This window comes from Acidobacteriota bacterium, assembly GCA_016715115.1.
Lineage (GTDB): Bacteria > Acidobacteriota > Blastocatellia > Pyrinomonadales > Pyrinomonadaceae > JAFDVJ01.
Genome location: JADKBM010000016.1, coordinates 691,724 through 710,250 on the forward strand (window position 1 = coordinate 691,724; position 18,527 = coordinate 710,250).

The window sequence follows — 18,527 nt, forward strand, 5'->3', positions numbered from 1 at the left end:
AACGGTCCGTCCGATTCCGGAGGGTTGATTTCAAATTTAGGTCGATTAATTCGAAATTGTTATGAAACGAAAATTTGCTTTATTACTGGTGTTCGGCACCATGTTAGTCGGGTCGCTGCAGATGATCGAGGGCGTTTCGGCCCAGTCTCGTCTGACGCTCGCAATGATTCTGACGGGTTTGCAGACCAAAGGCACGACACCCGAAACAAGTACGCTGGCGAAGCGCAACGTCTATATTCAGCGAAAGGTCGAAGCGTCCGGGGTGACGTTTCGTCTCACGCCGGATCTTGAAAATGAGCTCCGAAACGCGGGTGCGACGCCGACGCTGATCGCGGCGATCCGCCGGGCCGGACCGACGACGGTTCAAACGCCGACACCGACCACGACAGGTCGCCCGCGCGCGATCTTCAAGAACCTTTGGATCGATTACGACGTCACCGAGGGTGGCCAGATCGGGATGCGGATCCACGTCAAGTTCACGACCCTTTCGATGCGAAGCCTTGATTCGTATCTGGCGATCTACTTTACGAACAGTGCGGGAGCCCCGCTCAAGGATCGCAACGACAAGTTCAACAGTTCGTCGGGCGATGTTGCCGTCTATCGTGAGATGAAACCCGGTTACGATTCCACGGATTACGATGATCTGACGGTCTTTATGCCTTACGACGAACTCGATCTGAACCCCGGAAAATACACGCTCGGGATGGACGTTAAAATCATCTACAAGGCAGGCGGGCTGATCCAGGATCTGACCAAGAAAGCATTTGAGTACACCAAGAGCGACGTTATCGAACGCGATTCCGAATCGGTCAGCGCAACCGTCAACCGCGTCTGGATCGACTATAACGTAACGCAAGGCGGCAAGCGCGGGATGCTCATCCACGTCAGCTTCGAGGTTACGGGACTTCAGGGCATCGACTCGGCACTCGCCGTGCGTGTTATGAAAACCGACGGAGGTTTCCTGCCGAGCAGCAGTTCGGGATATTCGAACGATGACGACGAACTCGAGATCTTGTATGCGATGAAGCCCGGTTACCCGACGAGCGTCTTTAAGGACGCGACCGTTTTCTTGCCTTACAACGAGATCGTTATCGGCAAAGGAAAATGGGATTTGAAGTTGGATTTTGACCTCAAATACGAGGATGGCGAACTCATCAAGCATCTCGATGTCTATGAATTCGAGTTTACCCGGAATTAGTTCCCGAACAGGTTCGATCCCAAAAGCGCTTCGGCATCGGAGCGCTTTTTTCATTTGACGAAAGAATCGAAAAGCAGATCGCGTCCGTCGGTCGAGAACGTGGCCGTTCCGGATTCGCCGGTCGTCGTCACGATCGCGCCGGAATCGCGCCAGCGCTCGACGACCTCGCCATCGGGGTGTCCGAACGGCGACTCGAGTCCGACCGGGATCAAAGCGTAAACGGCGCGGGTTCGAGCGATGAATGCCGCGACCGACGATGTGCGGCTCCCGTGATGCGGAACTTTGACGACATCGGCGCGGATGTCGATCCCGTCGGCAATCAGGTTTCGTTCGGCATCGGATTCAATATCGCCGGTGAACAAAAATGACCGTTCGCCGAAGATGATTCGGAGCACGACCGATTCGTTGTTTCCGGTGGCGCTGACGCCGTTTTCGGTCGGATGAAGGACTTCGACGCGGGCTCCGCCGATGTCGAGCAACGCGCCGCGCCGAACCTCGGACACCGGAATCGCCCTGGCCCTCAGAACGCTCACAAGCGCACGAAAATCGGGGTCGTCGGGGGCCTCGCGGCCAATGAACACGTTTCGAACGGCGAAGTTTCGCGCGACATCCGCCAGGCCCTGAATGTGATCGGCGTCGGCGTGCGTCGCGACGAGATAATCGACACGCGAGAGCCCCCGATGCCACAAAAATCTCGAAACGACCGCTTCGCCGATCGTCATCCGGTCCGGCTCGAACGGCTCGCTCGTCCCGTCCACGCGTTCGACGCTGAGTCTTTGATAGTTGGGCCGTCCGCCGCCGTCGATGAGCATAGTTTCGCCGTTCGGAAACGTGACAAGCGCCGAATCGCCCTGACCGACATCGATGAAATCGACGCGCAGACGGCCGTCGGCGCGCGGCGCGCTGAACGGATGAAACGCGACGATCGCGACCAGACAGACCGCGGCTGTGATCATACGGCCGTTGCGAACCCGCGGCTGTGGCGCAAGTTCGAACGGGTTCCAGCGATTCAAACGCCACGCCAGGACGATCAGCGGAAAATAGAAGAGAACATAGACCGCCTGGAACGGTCCGGTGTAGACCGGTGAACGAAATCCGCCGAGTCCAAACGCCGCGAACATGCGTGGTCCGAACAAAAGGACGGAGTTCAGCGCGTCGGTCAGCGCGACCAGCGGAACCGCCGCGTATTCGCTGAAGAGCGAAACGACCAAGGCCGCGAGACCCGCGAAGCTCTCGATCGCGAGAAGAAACCCGACCCAAAGATTGAGCGCGACCGACCCGAACGCGACACGGTTGAAATAGCAGACGGACAAAGGCAGAAGCGCCGCCTGCACGATCAGCGAAACAACCACTCCTTCAAAAAAGTAGCGAACCAAAATCGGCGCGAACTTCGCACGTCCCGACTTCAGCAAGTTCGCCGACCAGATATTGCGCCGCGAATCGATCTCCCAGATCTCACTTCGCCAGTAGATCGATTCGCAAAACCTGATCAGCAAAGGCGGCGCGCTGGGCGGGAACGGATGTTCGGCGGTCGGTCGCCATTCGCCGATCGCACGCATCTTCTCGATCAGCGGAAACGCGGCGGCGACGATTGCGCCGACGCTCACGAACGTCAGTTGAAACGAAGGCGAGAACAGCTCGGACGGGCGCCACACGAGAATCGCGAACGCGCACATTCCGAACAGATTCAACAGGTTGCCGTCCCGGTAGATGGCCCGCGCGAAAAGCACGACGGAGAACATCAGCGCCGCGCGGACAACCGGAACCTCGGCGCCGACGGCAATCGCGTACGCCCAGATCATCGAACCCGCGATCAGCAGCTGTCGCCAGCGGCTTTGCCTCAAGAAATGCAGGATAGCGACGATCAATCCGCCGATGAATGTGATGTGAAGCCCGGAAATCACGAGAATATGAAACGTCCCGCCGTCGCGAAAGAGCTCCGCGGTCTCGCGGTCGAGGAACTGCTTGTTGCCGAGCAGCGACGCGATCAACACGCCGGCCGTCGAGACGCCGAACGCTTCACGAAACGCGCCGATCAGGCTCTTCCGGGCTCGGTATAGGACCTCGAACGGACCGCCGCCCGCTTCGAGCTTGGTAATCAGAAATGGGCTCTTGATCGTCCCGGCTGCGTCGATCGACTGCGCATCGAGTTGCGCGATCCGCGAGACAGTTCCGGGATTCCGAAAGTTCTCGTCACGGTCGAGTCGGACGACGATATCGACCATATCTCCATAGCCGAGACCGAGATTCCTGTAATCCGACTCGATCTCCTGGTTTGCCGCCGGCGCAAAGAGCTTGACGCGCCCCGTCGCACGCTGTCGAGCTCCGCGGACAACGACCGAGTCGACGCTAACCTCGATGAAGCGTCCGCCGACCGCGTCTTCGGGTTCAGCGACGAGGACGCCCCGAACTTCGAGTGGTTCCCTGGAGCCGATCGCGCCGCGTTCGAACATCGAACGTATCCGGTGCGAAGCCGGGACGTCGAGGGCGTAAGCGGCGGCGCCTGCCGCAAAAAATGCGAGAAGCACATAGCCGCCGGAATACGAACGACCGGTCGAGACGGCGCCGAGGGCCGCGAGGATGCAAACCGGAAGCGCGGCCCAAAGCGGGATCGAAACGAACTTCGCGACGATGATCCCGGAAGAGAAGGCGGCAACGAGCCACAGAAACGGAAAGCGTGAGAACGCCCTGAGCGAGGATTGGTCCAACATAAATTGTGATTGTCCGGGTTAGCGGACGGTGACGGCGTCTCGGATCTTGCGAAAGCGGCCGTCGCTCATTCCGTGGACGAGGATGACGTCCGATGTCTTGCGAAACGGTCCGAATTTCTCTCGATGTTCAACGATTTTTGCAGCGAGTTTCGGTCCGATATCGGGCAGCTTTTCGATCTCGGCGACCGTCGCGGTATTGAGGTTGAGACGCTCTGTCGCTTCTTTTTCTTTAGATTCAACAATTAAACCTTGTTTAGGCGCGTTTTGGCATCCACAAAGCGCCAAAACGGCCAAAATCAGTGAAGCCGCAAGCTTAATTGTTACCGTGCAAATGTTGCAATCATTAGAGTTATGAGGTTGCATATTTGGTTTGTCGAGGGTATGTGCAAAATGTTAAAAGTTCATTACATTGCAACATTTAACCGTGTGGAAAAGAGGTTTTCCACAGAGTTTTCCACAGGAATCTGTGGAAAACCGAGGATGAAATCTACGGGCCTAACTGCCCATTTCTTCGAGATCGGCGAGGTCGTCGTAAGCCTTCTGAAGGATCGGCCGGGCGCGGGTGCTGCCGTCCATTTCGCCGATGTATCCTTCGCGGACCATCGCGTCGAGAATCGCCGCCGCGCGGCCGTATCCGATCCGCAAATGGCGTTGCAATAGAGACGTCGAAGCGCGTTTCGCGCCGACGACACTTCGGACTGCGTCCCAGAAAAGCGGATCCTTGCGGCCCGGAAGATCGCCGGAATCGTCGAGTTCCTCGTCGGTCTTCGTGATCGACGTGTCGTATTCCGGTTTGCCCTGCGCCTTGATATGTTCGACGATCTTGTGGATCTCCTTTTCATCGACGAACGCCCCGTGAACGCGCACGAGCTGCGAGGTCGCCGGCGGCAGGAAAAGCATATCGCCGCGGCCGAGAAGACGTTCCGAACCGTTGGCGTCGATGATCGTCCGCGAGTCGACCTTTGAAGAAACCCGGAAACTGATCCGGGCCGGAAAATTGGCCTTGATCAAGCCCGTGATGACATCGACCGAAGGACGCTGCGTCGCGAGAACAAGGTGAATTCCCACCGCGCGCGCCATCTGCGCCAGACGCGTGATCGACTCTTCGACTTCCTTTCCCGAAACCATCATCAGATCGGCAAGTTCGTCGATGATGATCACGATGTAAGGAAGCGTCGGCCAGGGGTTTCCGTCGTCGTCGAACATCTTCGCCGCGTTGCGTTTCTTGACCTCGACGTTGTAGCCGTCGATGTTGCGGACACCCCAGCCGGCAAGTTCCTTGTAGCGGCGTTCCATCTCGGAAACCGCCCACCGCAAGGAGATCGCGGCGCGCTTCGGGTCGGTGATTATCGGCGTCGCGAGATGCGGAATGTCGGCGTAAACGCCGAGTTCGAGCCGCTTCGGATCGACCATAATGAACTTGACCTCGTCCGGTTTCGCCTTGTAAAGAACTGAGACGACGAGCGTGTTGACGCCGACCGATTTGCCCGCGCCGGTCGCGCCGGCGATAAGCAAATGCGGCATCTTCGCCAGATCGGCGATGTAGTTGAGCCCGTCGATGGTCTTGCCGAGCGCGATCGTCAGCAACGAATTCGAGTCCTTGAACTTGCGCGACTCGATCACCTCACGGAGCTGGATCGTTTCCCGTTCGCGGTTCGGAACCTCGATCCCGACATAGGCTTTGCCCGGAATACGGTCGATGCGGATCGACTCGGCTTCGAGTGCGAGGCAAAGATCGTCCGAAAGCCCCGTCACGCGCGAGTATTTGACGCCCGGGTCGGGTTTGAACTCGTAGGTCGTGACGACCGGGCCCTGGCAAATATGCATCACGCGGCCGTTGACGTTGAATTCCTTCGTTTTTTCCGCGAGTTCCTCGGCAATCGCGAGCAGTTCTTCATCTTTCTGCTCGATGCGCGCCGCCGGCGGAACAAGAAAATCCGTCGTCGGAAGCAAATACCCGTCATAGTTCCGCATTTTCTTTGCCGGCTTGAACTCTTCGGGCTCGAGGTCGCCGTCATCGATCCGGATCGCCTCGAGATCGCCTGTCTGACGCACAGGCGAGATCGGGATCTTCGCGCTTTCGGCGATCAGGTCCTCGAACGGCGGCGCATCGTCATCGATCGCCGGTTCGTCCGCGCCCGAAATGGTCGGCGGGACGATCTCCGATGGTTCGAACGGCGCGACATCGTCGGCCGGAACGGTCGCGGGTTCGGATTTCGGCTCGTCGAAAATCGCCGCAACACTTTCGCGGATCTTGACCTCTTTGGTCGGAAACGGTACGGTGTCGCCCTTCAGGATCACCGGCGCCTCCTTTTTCGCTTTCGGAACCGGGAGTTCCTTTGTTTCAGCTGTGGCCGCGATGCTTTCACGTCCGCGGCGCTTGGCGCGCCATTCCGCAATGTGAACGCCCAGATTCCGGAACGCAAAACTGAAAGTGCCGAAAAACCAACCGAGGGACAGATTGGTGATCAGGATCAACGCCGCGACCGCGACGGCAAACAAGAGCACGATGGTGCCGATCTTGCCGAGCAATCCGAAAAACATCTGTTGGAAAAAGACGCCGACCACGCCGCCGTGAAATCCGAACATCGCCGCGAGGCTGGACAGCGCCGCAACGAAGACGACGTAACCGATGACGTGCCCAACGGAAACCCGCAGATCCTGAGAGCGAAACACGCGCCAGGCCATCAGCGCGACCAATCCGGGAAGCAAATAGGAGATCACCCCGACGGCCGACATCAGCGCCTCGGCGAAGTTCGCACCGACGACACCGATCCAGTTCTGCGTTTTCTGGGTCGAAGAGGTGTTGAAGGTAGGATCGCCGACATCGTACGAAACGAGACACAGAAAAACGAGCAACGCCAACGCGACAAGGATCACGGCGATCACCTCGTTCGTGTGCGTGTGCTTCTTTCTGGTCTCGGCTTTTTTTCGTACGGCAGTTGCCATCTTATTCAATCGTTGCTGCTGGTTCTCTGATCATTTCGACGTCATCGGCGCTCTTTCCTGTTCCGGCCCGGCGGCACTACGCGCAAAGGATCAACCACCTTTCTTAAAGATCAGGAACTCCTTGATAAACCCGTCGATCCCGCCGTCGAGGACTGATTCGACATCGGTCACTTCAAGCTTCGTCCGCGTGTCCTTCACCAGCCGGTATGGATGCAAGACGTAATTTCGGATCTGCGAGCCGAACGAGATGTCCTGCTTCGTCGCCTCGAGCTCGGCCGAATCCGCGAGTCGTTTCTCGAGTTCGAGTTCGTAAAGCTTCGACCGCAGGACCTGCATCGCGACGGCGCGATTCTGGATCTGCGAGCGCTGATTCTGGCACGTCACGACGATGTTCGTCGGAATATGCGTGATGCGAACCGCCGAATCGGTGACGTTGACGTGCTGGCCGCCCGCGCCGGACGAACGATACGTGTCGATGCGAAGATCCTTGTCCTGGATGTCAACCTCGATATTTTCGTCGATTTCGGGCGAAACAAAAAGCGACGCGAAACTGGTCTCGCGGCTGCCACCCGAGTTGAACGGCGAGATCCGCACAAGGCGATGGACTCCGGCCTCGTTCGCCAGCAATCCGTATGCGTAATCGCCCTCGACGCGGAAGGTGGCCGACTTGAGTCCGGCCTCGCTCCCCGATTGCTCGTCGATCATCTCGACCTTGAAGCCTTTCCGCTCCGCCCAGCGGAGATACATCCGCAGAAGCATCTGCGCCCAATCCTGGGCGTCGGTGCCGCCGGCGCCGGCCTGGATCGAACAGATCGCGTTGTTCGGGTCGGTTTCGCCGGAGAGCAAGCTCTGCGTTTCGGCCTCGGCAACCTGTACTTCCAAACGCGCGAGAACGGTTTCAAGTTCCGTCAAAGATCCGGGATCGGTCTCGGAGAACTCGATCAGCACTTCGGCATCGCCCAACGACGATTCGAAGTCTTCCTGCAGTCCGAGCGCACGCTCGAGGCGCGAACGCTGTTGGACGATCTTTTGGGCCCGTTCCGAATCGTTCCAGAAGTCGGGTTCGGCTATTTGTTTTTCAAGAATATCGAGCTCGTTCCTTTTGCGAGGCGCGTCAAAGAAACCTCCCGAGTTGCTCGACCTTAACTCTTAATTGTTCGAATTTGGATTGTAATTCTGATAATTCCATTGTGTGTTTCGTGAAAAAAATGAGTTCAATAATTTATATCACAAAAACCGACGGAATTGGGATTTACGATTTGGGAATTGGGATTTGGGAATTGGGATTTGGGATTTGCGATTTGCGATTTGCGATTTGCGATTGGAGCGCAACCGTCCCGGTTGCAATGAGCGCTTCGCGCGAACCAACCTCAAAATGGCGATTCCGGATTCCAGATTCCAGATTCCAGGATTCCAGGATTCCAGGATTCCAGGATTCCAGGATTCCAGGATTCCAAGATTCCAGATTCCAGATTCCACGATTCCACGATTCCAAGGATTCCAAGGATTCCAAGGATTCCAAGGATTCCAAGGATTCCAAGATTCCAAATTCCAAGGTTAAGGTTCGAGATTCCAAGATTCCAGAATTCCAAGGGTTCCAGACTGGGAATCCCGAATCGCGTTGCAATCGCGTCGAGTCGGTACCATCTGCGGTAGCGGATGGTTGGTTGCGGCACTCACGGACCGAAGTATTGATGCCAACCGATCTTCAACCATCCGCTACCGAGGCTGTGTCGAAACCTTCAGAAGTTTGAGTTCATAGATCAAAATCAAACGGCTTTCTTCTAATTGCCACTAGCTTCAGCTAGTGGGCAGCGTAACCCCAAGACTTTCTTGGCTTTAGCCCAATACTGCGGCTAAAGCCGGGATCAGGTTTGAATCTCGATCCACTAGCTGAAGCTAGTGGCAATTCATAAAACCGAAGACAAATCGGAGTTTTGACACAACCTCTACCGCAGATGGTACCGACAATTTGGAATCTGGAATTTGGAATCCGGAATCTTGGAATCTTGGAATCTGGAATTTGGAATTTGGAATCCGGAATCTGGAATTTGGAATCTGGAATCTGGAATCTGGAATCTGGAATCTGGAATCCCAAATCGCAAATCCCCAATCCCCAATCCCAAATCCCAAATCCCAAATCTCCCTATCCGCTCCTGTCCGGACGAAAGCGAATAGCTGCAACGAGCGCGATGCTGAGAAGCGAACACAGCCACGCGAACAAGTCGCCGAAGCGAACGTAGTTGGTCTGCGAACCGTCGGACCTTCGCGCCGTCCAGAGGCGCGCGGCCTCGGCGTACGCTTCAGGCGTATCGGAGACCGTGCCGTCCCGGTCGATGTACGCCGTGACGCCGACGTTCGTCACACGCAACAGCGGACGGTTCGTCTCGACGGCCCGGAAGACCGAATTCGCCAAATGTTGCCGCAGAACGGCGGTTTTGCCGAGATAGCCGTCGTTCGTCATCTCGATCAGCAGGTCCGCGCCGTTTCGGGCGTATTCGTTCGACAGTCCGCCAAAATGCGATTCGAAACAGATCATCACGCCGGCCTTCGCATCGCCGACCGGCAACAGGTCGTACTCGTTTCCCTTCTTGAAGTTCCCGACGAACGCCGGCATCCAGCTCGCGACCGGTTCCGGAAACGGGATGAATTCGCCGAACGGCAAGAGAAAAATCTTGTCGTATTGCCCGACCTTTGCGCCCGTGTCGTTGATCATCAACGCCGAATTCATCAGCTGCTTCCCGTCAGGACTCGCCTCCGCCGAATTGAACAGAACGGCCGTTTTGTTGCGTTCGGCAAACTGCCTGAGAAACTCACGGAGCTTTTCGTCGTCGCCATATTGGAACAACATCGGCGATTCCGGAAAGACCACAAGCGTCGGCCGGTCGTCGGTGCGCTCTGTGAGCTTCTGTTCGGCAAGCTCGATATGTCTCTTGAGGAGCCGCTGATATTTCTCGAACGTCAGTCCGTCCATCGGAACGTTTGGTTGGACAGCGACGACGTACGTTTCACTGGACTTCGTCTCAATAGGACGGACGGCTCGCAGGATCGAAGTCGATTCGACAACAACGACGCCGGTCAGAACGACGAACGCGGCTGCGAGGAGGATTCCCCGTGCGGTACTCCCGCCGGGTTCACGCCGGATCAGGGATGCGGTTGTCGAGATCACAAAGAAGATCAACGCATTGATCGCGACGACATAAAATCCGACGAGGTAAACGCCGCCCATCCGCGCGAGCGCGAGCGCGGGCGAGCCCGAAAACGCCAGCGAATAGCCGATCGCGTTCCAGTTGTTGCCCGAAATCCACATCCGCAGGAATTCGCCGAACACCCAAAGAACCGGAAAAAACGCGATCGCCGGCGCGCCGAAACGCCTAAAGACGTATGCCGCGGCGGCGGAAAAGAGGGCGACGAAGATCCCCGCGCCGGCCGCGGCGCAGAGCATCAGAAAATAAACCGGCGGCCACGGCAGCGAAGCGTATGTGATCGGCGCGAACGTAAGCCAGGAACAGGTGCCGAAAAAGAATGCAGTGCCGAAGATCCAGCCGATCGAAAACGATCGCCCGACGGATTCCGACTCGCGACGGATCGCAAGAAACAGAGGGACGAGCGCGACGAACGCCAACGGCCACGCTTCGAAATCGGGAAACGCGAATGTCAGCAGGACCGCGGACAAGAACGACAGCGCGGCGTTTTGCATCGCCGGCATCAATTCCCGCAATTTCCGAAAGAGTTTCATCGCGTCGCCATTTTAGCAAAGTTGCGGGTGCCGAACGATTGAACGCGGCGTTTTGAGCGGTTTTCGTTCAATTTGACCGCGGCCCGTTCAGTCTGAACGGTCAATCTGACGACGCCACAAAAATTGTCAGCCGAAAATGACGATTTTTGTCAGGCGCGCGTCCCGAAGTTGGAAGAATTTCAGTCAATTTGATTTGGAGCCGTTTTTATTGGGCTTGGTGGCGGTAAGAGCCCGGACAAAGCGGTCGAAACCCAAGTAAATAAATGATTTAAAAGCGGGTGAGCCCGACTCTTTCGAATCGGGCTCATAAATGGAAGGACAACTGAAGGAACGCTCGGAAGGTGGTCAAGCACAGTGGCAAACCGCGCTCGGAGAAGTGGTGGCGGCGGGGTCTTGATCAAGTTGCATCAAGCTAGCCGTTTATAGCTAATGCACTTTGCGTGCCAAAGCGATTTGGGATTCGGGAATTTGGATCGTGGATTGGGGCAACTGCCCTAACTGCTTATGTTTATTACAGTTAGCAAATCACGCGCCAACGAAAGCGAAGCACGATACCGAATTATTCACCCGCAATCCCAGATCGCCACTTACACTATTTGGTAGAAGTCCGAATCGGTTGCGGAATTACAAGCCGGAATCGCCGCAAGAATGCAGAACCCCGCACGAAGTAAGGAGGTACGGCCGCGGAGCGGTCGAGATGCCCGCGGTTATGCCGCGCGATGGATTGGTTTGGCGCGACGCAGACGGAGCGTTTGGTATCGAAGCCCCCCAAATCCGCAATCACAAATCCCAATTCCCAAATCGGCATCACTTTGCCGAACAACGCTCGACCATCCGTTGCAAGCCTTGAACTTCCTGATTTTCGCCGTCGATCTCCTGGACCGAACGCAGATAGTTTTGCGCTTGGAGACAGTCTTTGCGGTCAACATAGATCTTGACCAGCGCGATATACGCATTGGTCAAACGGTTGTCCCAGAAGAGCGCCGTCTTGAGCGAACTGACGGCCTGGTCGAAGTCCGTGCGGCGAATATGGATCATACCGAGAAGGTAGTAGCTTTCGGCGCTCATCGGCTCGCTCACAAGGACGCGTCGAAGAACCTCGATCGCCTCGTCGTCGCGGCCGTCGCGATAGTGCTTGCGCGCCAGGTTGAGCAGCGCTTCGGTCTCGTTGACCGGAGTCGGTGTCGGCGTCGCCTGGCGTTTGATAAGGATCACGCTGACGAAATCCTTGCGCGGTGGCTGCGTGATCCGCATACCGATGGTGTCGACCGTTTTCGCGCGGCCCCATTCGACCTGAAGCTTGGCGTAGCGGTCGCCGGCGACCAGAAATTGCCGTGCCATATTGTCGAAATCCGCGGAATTCGCTTCTTTCAGTATCTCGGTCGCCTTCGCCAGCAAAAAGTACGACTCGCCGTCCTTCGGCGAGATCGCCAGCACCGGCCGCAGCTGCAGAGCCGATTCGGCGTATTGGTTGTTCAAAAAGAGTGCGAAGCCATAATTGAACCGCACGTCCGCGGCGTCCGGCGCCGAATCGAGCGCCTTCTTCAAATGGTCGATTCCTTCGGCGAGAAGCGCCGACGCCTTGGCCTTGTTCTTTTTATCGGCCCGCGACGCCTGCACCGCGATCGCGCCGATCGTGTTGTAGACGCTCGTCAGTTTGAGGTCTTCCGCGAGCGGCCGCAAAACCGCGAGCGCCTGTTCGTAATTCTGCTGTTGCCAATGGATGAGTCCGGTGTAAAACGCCGACTCGGCATACTGCGGAGCCTCGGCGGGAATCCGTGCGAACGCGTCGATCGATTCGGCGAACTTCTGGGACGCGAGATAGTGGTGGCCGAGTTCGAGCGCCGCATCGGCGTAGATTCCGCCCTTGGTCTTTTCGTCCTCGGCGTAGATCCTCAGCGCGTTCTTCAGATAACCCTCGCGCGAGATCGCGTCGGAGTCGGGCGTCAAAAGCCCTTTGATATATGCTTCGAAAGCGCGCGCCGGGACTTTGTTCGCCTGCTCGATAAAGTCGTTCAAGCGGAACGGCAGCGCCTTGTCGCGCTGATAGAGAATCCGGTAGGCCATCTGCCCCTGCATCGTCTGCAGGTTGAGCAACGCATCGCTGAGATCGATGTCGCGCGTGATCTTGCGGCCGTCCGGGAATTCTTCGCTCAGGAACCGCCCTTCGTTGACGCGTATGATCTTCGCCGTGACGCTGATCGAAGCCACCGTTTCACCCTGTGCCGGAGAGATCGTGTAGCGTCCGGCGATCAGAATCGTCGCCTTCGACTCGCGCGCGAGCTTGAGCGCCGTCGCGAGGCTCGGCAGGATCGTCAGCGGGACGCGCAAACGCTGCTGGATTATCTTGCGCTCGTCGTTGCTGACAACGTTGAGGCTCGGGACTTTCAGGAGTTCCGACAGCGACGAAGCGAAACTCTCGCCGACCCATCCGAATTCCGCCTTGCCGGAGGCGTTCTCGAACGGCAGCACGAGAACCGTGTCGTTCTGATTCGACTGCCCGAAAGCGGCAAACCCGGCCGCGAAACAGACAATTAGAACTGATAAAGACTTCCTGATCATAATTAAAGAATAACCCACAGCCGTTAAACGCCGCGACACCCGAAATAGATTCGTAAATTCAACGCCCCGCGAAAGACGCCAAAAACGCGAAAATAGGATTTTCCATCGTGTTTTTCGCGTCTTTCGCGTGATTCGCGGGCAACCTCCCTTTCGCGGGCACGGGTTCAAAAAAAATGATCCGCTCCGTTGAGAGCGAATCATTTCTTGAGATGCGAACTAATAAAGAATGGATGGTAGTCGGTACGGGATTTGAACCCGTGTCGCCGCCGTGAAAGGGCGGTGTCCTAGACCCCTAGACGAACCGACCACATTTTGCGAAAAGTGATCAAATAAACTGTCTCCGCGTTCCGCGATCGCGCAAACTCCAACAATTCTAACCACATCGCTCAACAAAACGCGAATGATAAGACTAGCGCAACAGCTTTTTTCTTGTCAACCCAACTCTTTGGAAATCAATCAGAACGCCGCTTGTTTTTTGCCAACTTACGCTCGCTCCTCAAAGCAGGCCGGACAGATCAATTCTCTTCATTGCCGCCTCGCAATCAGGGCAGAAGGTAGTGCGTGGGGCGTTGTTGGAGGTAAATCCGAACATTACGCATCCCGCGATGTCCGTATTCCCCGGCACCTGGTAGCTTGGCCCGTCGTTGGCCAGCGTTCGCGCGAGACCGCTGCTGCAGTGGTCTCCGTTGTGGTTGTATCGGAATTGATGCGGATCGAGTCCGGTTTCGGCAACATTGGCGACCATTCCCATACAATGGCCCAATTCGTGGATGATCGCATTCAACTGACCGCCGGGAGGATTCACTTTGAAATCTCTCGCTGCCGGCATAATGATGATCCCGTTGGCCTCCGCCGCTTGCAGGCGCGCCATTCCGTTGACGAATTTGTTCAACACGTAGACTTCGATCGTGATCGTTCCGGCCTGCTGCGGGACCGGGAGGCCGTTGTGCATTAGATTGTTGACCTGAACGTCCGCTTCGACGAAGGCACCCGGCCGATTAATCGGATCGGCAACGATCGGTGTGATGGCCGCAAAATCGATCGGGATGGTAATTCCGTTCACCCCGGTCGGACCGGCTACTCCGGCTGCCGTATTGGTGGCGACGGGCGCGGGCGTCAGACCGGCGCACGTGCCGTTGTCGACCGCGATATTCAACGTAGCATCATGAGCGCCGTTCGCTTTCTTGATCAGGATGACCAATTCGTGCTGGCCGCCGACATCGAAAAGATTTGTGATTGCGCCGTCGTTTGACAGAACCCCACGGATCTTACCGGCAACCGTATCCCTGCTCTCGTTCAACGCGACGGGAACATCGATCGCTTTCGGCGAGCCCGGCAATCCGGCCGCGGTTACGACGACGCGCGCGTTGCCGGCGCGCGTTATGCGGCCGTCAAGCGTCGACGTCGCGCTCTGCCGGTGAAGCGTCACTGACCCGCCGACGTAGTACTGGTTGCCGGGTATTGCCGGGTTGAGCGGTTTCGCATTTTCGAGAAAGCCGTTCGGCCCCAGGTTATGGTACAGCCCCTTCCGAAGATCATAGTGAACGCCCCCGACGTTCGTGTCCGCTTGATTGCGGATCTGAATCCGCGCCGGGCCCGTTCCGGTTCCGACCTGAGCAACGACCGCCGTAGTCTTTATCACGCGCGGAGTGACACACATACTGATCAGCGCGATCCGCGCCAAAAAAGGATCGAGATCCGGGTATTGTCTCCCCAGCAGATTGGCGCAGGCGACATTCGTCGCATCCCGGACGAGCGTAGTCGTCGATCCGTGCGACGGGCTTTCGGTACCGAGCAGTTTAATGGACGGATCGGCAACCTCGCCGGCGAAGATCCAGCGCGTGAAGTTCGGAAGAAACGTGTTGTCCAAAGCGTTTGAGATCTGCCCGGTGCCAACCGATTGCGGGTCCGCATATCTTAAAACCGAATAGTACATCGCCCGCCACGAACGGATCTCGAAACTCTCCGCCTGATTTTGGTCGTCTCCCCAGGCAACGATCTTGTAGCGGTCGCCGACCGCCGGAGACAGTTCAACTTCCGTGAAGAAACTGTTGTTCAGATCGCGCTGTCCTTCGATCACCGGCCCTTTGACGAATTCGAATTCGCCGAGCGCCGCCTCGGCCGACTCAAGACTGTAGTTAAACGAGGGCTTCCGGCCCTTTTCGGCATCCGAATAAACGGCGTTGTTCCGATGCGCAAACAACTGGACGTAGCACTTGTCTCCCGGGACGCCCGCCGCGAATTCGACCTTGACGCGGACCTTTCGTCCGAGCCGGTCGATATTCCTCGTATGGACCGGATCGATCCATTTCGCATCTTTCGGAAGGTTCGTATATTGAACGCCCGCAGCCGCCAGATAGGTCACGCTGTCGCCGTCCAGGATCTTGACGGCGGTGACGCTTTGAAACGCCTCGACCTTCCAGTTCCACCCGCGGAGACGCATAATGCACATTCCACAGAAATTCTCCGGAGCGAGGTCGTAATTCATCAGACAGTCGTCGTCCTTGACGTGGCAATGCGGTTTCGGCGTCGGAGTAATCTTGCCCGCCTCAGTCTTAAACATCGCGTGCGGCAAAAACAAGGCATGCGCGAGCTCGTGTTTGATGATCGATTCCGGAGTCTTCGCCGTCTTCCCGTCCGATTCGCCGTCAGAAACGGTTGCCATAAAGGCCACGGCCCGATCGCGCGCGCGAAACGGCGCATTGTTTCCGTCGCCGGTCAACTCGGGATAGACCGCGCCCTGAACCTTCGGCATTTTAGCTGGAATCTGCGTGTTGTCGGTGTCGTCGGCGAAACTGTAGCCTTTGTATCGTCCGGGAATGTGAAGAAGAAAAATACCTTCCTCGTCACGATGCCTTTGCGCAGCATATTCCCAAACAATCTCGCCAATCAGCAACAAAGCGAACGTCTTCTGATACTTGGCAGTATTGCGGCCGACAAACGTCTTGCGAAGTTCGCCCACGACGCGATCGCAGACCGGCTTGCGATCGAGCATGCTGCCGTCAGCGAAAAATCCATTCAGGAAATCAGTCAAGTTCCTGTGCCGCTCCCGTGCATTATCGCTGTCCGTCCGGGCAAATACATTGATGTCGAACGAATTGCGTTGATCGTGGGCTGCGGCCGCACGCCCAAACGCGGCCGCTAGAGGAATCTTGGCTGACTCCGGCAGATCGGACGACAGCGTCTTCTTCCACCCGGTCTTTTCCGTGTATTTGACGGCCACCTCTTCATTGTTCGGAAAGACGATCTTGATCGATTCCTTGTACATCTTATGGTCGTTCACTGTTTGTGAGACGACATTGACCTGATGCCCCCAGCAGCTACGGACAGCAGCGCTGAAATTCAACGCGCCGACCGCGTTCGATGACTGGCCCGTCACCTGTTCGCCCGGCGTCAGAGCCGCGCCGGTCGAATAGAGTATGAACTGACCTTCGGCCGTACTGATCAGATCTCCCGTCGCGCCGCTTGTCTGCCCGGTTACCTTTTCGTCCATCAGATTCGCCAGTGGGTTGGCAACCTTCCGCATCGAATTATCCCGGAACAGGGTCTCGATATCGCTCTTGATCGCGTCCCAGTCGCGAAAAACGATGCCGGGGGAATCGGGCGGCGGATTCGTGTCGACCGCAAATCGCGCCATCATCGAAAGTTGCGGCAATTCGGCGATCTCATCGACAAAATGTTCCTTGCGGCAAACCCTCCCGAGCGCGGTTCTGAGCGCCGAGACGTACGCGCCGTTGTCGACCGGCAACGGGTTGACCTCGACGACCATATCGAGTTCTTTCAAATAATCGGTCTTGACCGCGTTGTCGAGGGTGGCAGGTGCCGAAGCCGGATTTCCGCGACGCAGCGAGTTGAGATTTATCCGCCGGAAAACCTTGAATTCGCAGGGCTTCGTCCGGATGGGCGGAGGCGCCGCGATGTCGGCTTCGTCATCCGTTTGGCTTTCAAAATGGAGGTACGCCGCGATCTTGTATGCATCGCCCGCGAAGCGTGCCGGCTGAAAGATACCGGCGCTGATCCCTCGCTTTTCCCCGGTCCCGAACGTGCTGAGCGACGACCATTTGCGCCCGGCGCTCTTTTTGACTTCGAACGGGAACTCGACGGTGGCGTCCTGTTCCGGGAAAACCAGGGCATTCGCCGATCCGTCGCCGTGTTTGCCGCCGAAGTCTCGCGGACAGTTGGATTTCGCCACCGGCTTGACCGGATCGTTCTTTCTAAAGGCCTCGGTCAGGAATGCGTCTGTTTTGGTCGCGGTCGTTCCCGCGATCATCGTCTTCCAACGGTCCGCCTTTTTCTCTTCCCAATCCCAGAGTATCCTCGATTTGCCGAGCGCTTCCGGCACCGCGTCGGTTTTCCCGTCTTTCGTTGATTTCTTGATGAACGCTTTGACGGTCAGAGGAATTCGGGCGCCGTTTCCCCAAAGCGCCTTGTAGCTCTCGAAATCGGTGTTCTTGAGATAAGACTCGATGTGCGGGGCCTGTTTTTTCTGAAACGCAAAAAGATTGCTCGTTAGTTTGACCTCGTGCACAAAGCCTTCGACCGGTTCCGATTTTGCCGCCTTCAATTCTTCGAGAATCTTCTCTTCGAAGCCCTTCTTGACGTTGAGCGGGTCGGTTCGGTCGCCGAGGATCTTCTTCAGATTTGCCGGATCCGTGATGTCGGGACGGACCGGCGGCAGCATCGAATAATCGCCCCAGTGCAACTCGAGCGAATCGACGAGGATGTCCAAATGAACCCATTTGGCGGCGATCATTCGAGGCTCACCGGCCGAAACTATTGAGAGCTTGACCTTAAAAGGCGACTGATCGACCGTCAGAACTCCATCGGGAAACCGCGTTTTGTCCGACCAGACGATCGCAACGTCGTCGGTCGGCGCCGATTTGCCGGCGGCGGTCTTGAAGAGATCCTCTGCCAGTCGTCCGTCGAATTCCGTGGAACCGCGTTTCGGGCATTCGCCGGCTTTCCATTTCATCGACTTGGCCCAGAACGGCGTTTCTGATTTGCGGACGAACAGTTCGATCCTGAGTTCCACCGGATTTGCCAGGGCGGACTTGTCCAAGGCGAGTTTCCCCTGCAATTCCCAACAGATCTTCGCCGTTTCCTCTTTCGGCGCAAAGTGCCAGCGACCGGAGTCTCCGGTTGGAACCGAAGACGTTTTGTTGACCAACGCCTTGTCCTCGGGCCCGATTTTGCCCGGCGTCTCGAGCCATAACTTCAGGACGCTGCAATAACTGACTTCGGCCGTATTGAGCTCTGAACGATCTTGCTTCGAACGCGCAAGCGCAAGCCTGGACCCGAGAGCATACTCCCTTTCTTCGAGCTTGTCGTGATAATCGTCTGGTTTTACTTCCGGCTCATACTCGTACAT

Annotated in this window: 10 protein-coding genes and 1 tRNA gene; 2 read left to right on the plus strand and 9 right to left on the minus strand. The window is 57.0% G+C overall.

The window, feature by feature from the left end; genetic code table 11:
* Nucleotides 1-61 precede the first annotated feature (61 nt).
* Nucleotides 62-1,198, plus strand: coding sequence for a hypothetical protein (locus IPN69_20965; protein ID MBK8813180.1), 1,137 nt, complete (start codon nucleotides 62-64; stop codon nucleotides 1,196-1,198).
* 50 nt (nucleotides 1,199-1,248) lie between these two features.
* On the opposite strand, the gene IPN69_20970 is transcribed toward IPN69_20965, so the two are convergent.
* From IPN69_20970 to prfB, 4 genes are all read right to left on the minus strand, one after another.
* Nucleotides 1,249-3,909: a ComEC/Rec2 family competence protein gene (locus IPN69_20970; GenBank protein ID MBK8813181.1), complete on the minus strand. Its 2,661-nt coding sequence runs from the start codon at nucleotides 3,907-3,909 to the stop codon at nucleotides 1,249-1,251.
* Nucleotides 3,910-3,927: 18 nt separating this feature from the next.
* On the minus strand, nucleotides 3,928-4,194 hold the full coding sequence (locus tag IPN69_20975; protein ID MBK8813182.1) for a helix-hairpin-helix domain-containing protein: 267 nt from the start codon (nucleotides 4,192-4,194) through the stop codon (nucleotides 3,928-3,930).
* Between the two features lie 210 nt (nucleotides 4,195-4,404).
* A complete protein-coding gene (locus tag IPN69_20980) occupies nucleotides 4,405-6,453 on the minus strand; it encodes a DNA translocase FtsK (protein ID MBK8813183.1) in 2,049 nt (682 codons plus the stop codon).
* A 495-nt stretch (nucleotides 6,454-6,948) separates the two neighbouring features.
* Nucleotides 6,949-7,944 carry a peptide chain release factor 2 gene (gene prfB / locus IPN69_20985; GenBank protein ID MBK8813184.1) on the minus strand — a complete coding sequence of 332 codons (996 nt, stop codon included), beginning with the start codon at nucleotides 7,942-7,944 and terminating at the stop codon, nucleotides 6,949-6,951.
* Between the two features lie 215 nt (nucleotides 7,945-8,159).
* Here prfB and IPN69_20990 point away from each other — a divergent pair, with 215 nt between their 5' ends.
* Complete coding sequence (locus tag IPN69_20990) at nucleotides 8,160-8,612, plus strand: hypothetical protein (protein ID MBK8813185.1); 453 nt, start codon at nucleotides 8,160-8,162, stop codon at nucleotides 8,610-8,612.
* 145 nt (nucleotides 8,613-8,757) lie between these two features.
* On the opposite strand, the gene IPN69_20995 is transcribed toward IPN69_20990, so the two are convergent.
* The 5 genes from IPN69_20995 to IPN69_21015 form a co-directional block, all read right to left on the minus strand.
* Nucleotides 8,758-8,991, minus strand: a complete 234-nt coding sequence (locus IPN69_20995; protein MBK8813186.1) for a hypothetical protein — start codon at nucleotides 8,989-8,991, stop codon at nucleotides 8,758-8,760.
* 13 nt (nucleotides 8,992-9,004) lie between these two features.
* On the minus strand, nucleotides 9,005-10,597 hold the full coding sequence (gene lnt / locus IPN69_21000) for an apolipoprotein N-acyltransferase (protein ID MBK8813187.1): 1,593 nt from the start codon (nucleotides 10,595-10,597) through the stop codon (nucleotides 9,005-9,007).
* A gap of 807 nt (nucleotides 10,598-11,404) precedes the next feature.
* On the minus strand, nucleotides 11,405-13,159 hold the full coding sequence (locus tag IPN69_21005; protein MBK8813188.1) for a tetratricopeptide repeat protein: 1,755 nt from the start codon (nucleotides 13,157-13,159) through the stop codon (nucleotides 11,405-11,407).
* Nucleotides 13,160-13,390: 231 nt separating this feature from the next.
* Nucleotides 13,391-13,466, minus strand: a tRNA-Glu gene (locus IPN69_21010).
* 189 nt (nucleotides 13,467-13,655) lie between these two features.
* Nucleotides 13,656-18,527: a hypothetical protein gene (locus IPN69_21015; GenBank protein ID MBK8813189.1), complete on the minus strand. Its 4,872-nt coding sequence runs from the start codon at nucleotides 18,525-18,527 to the stop codon at nucleotides 13,656-13,658.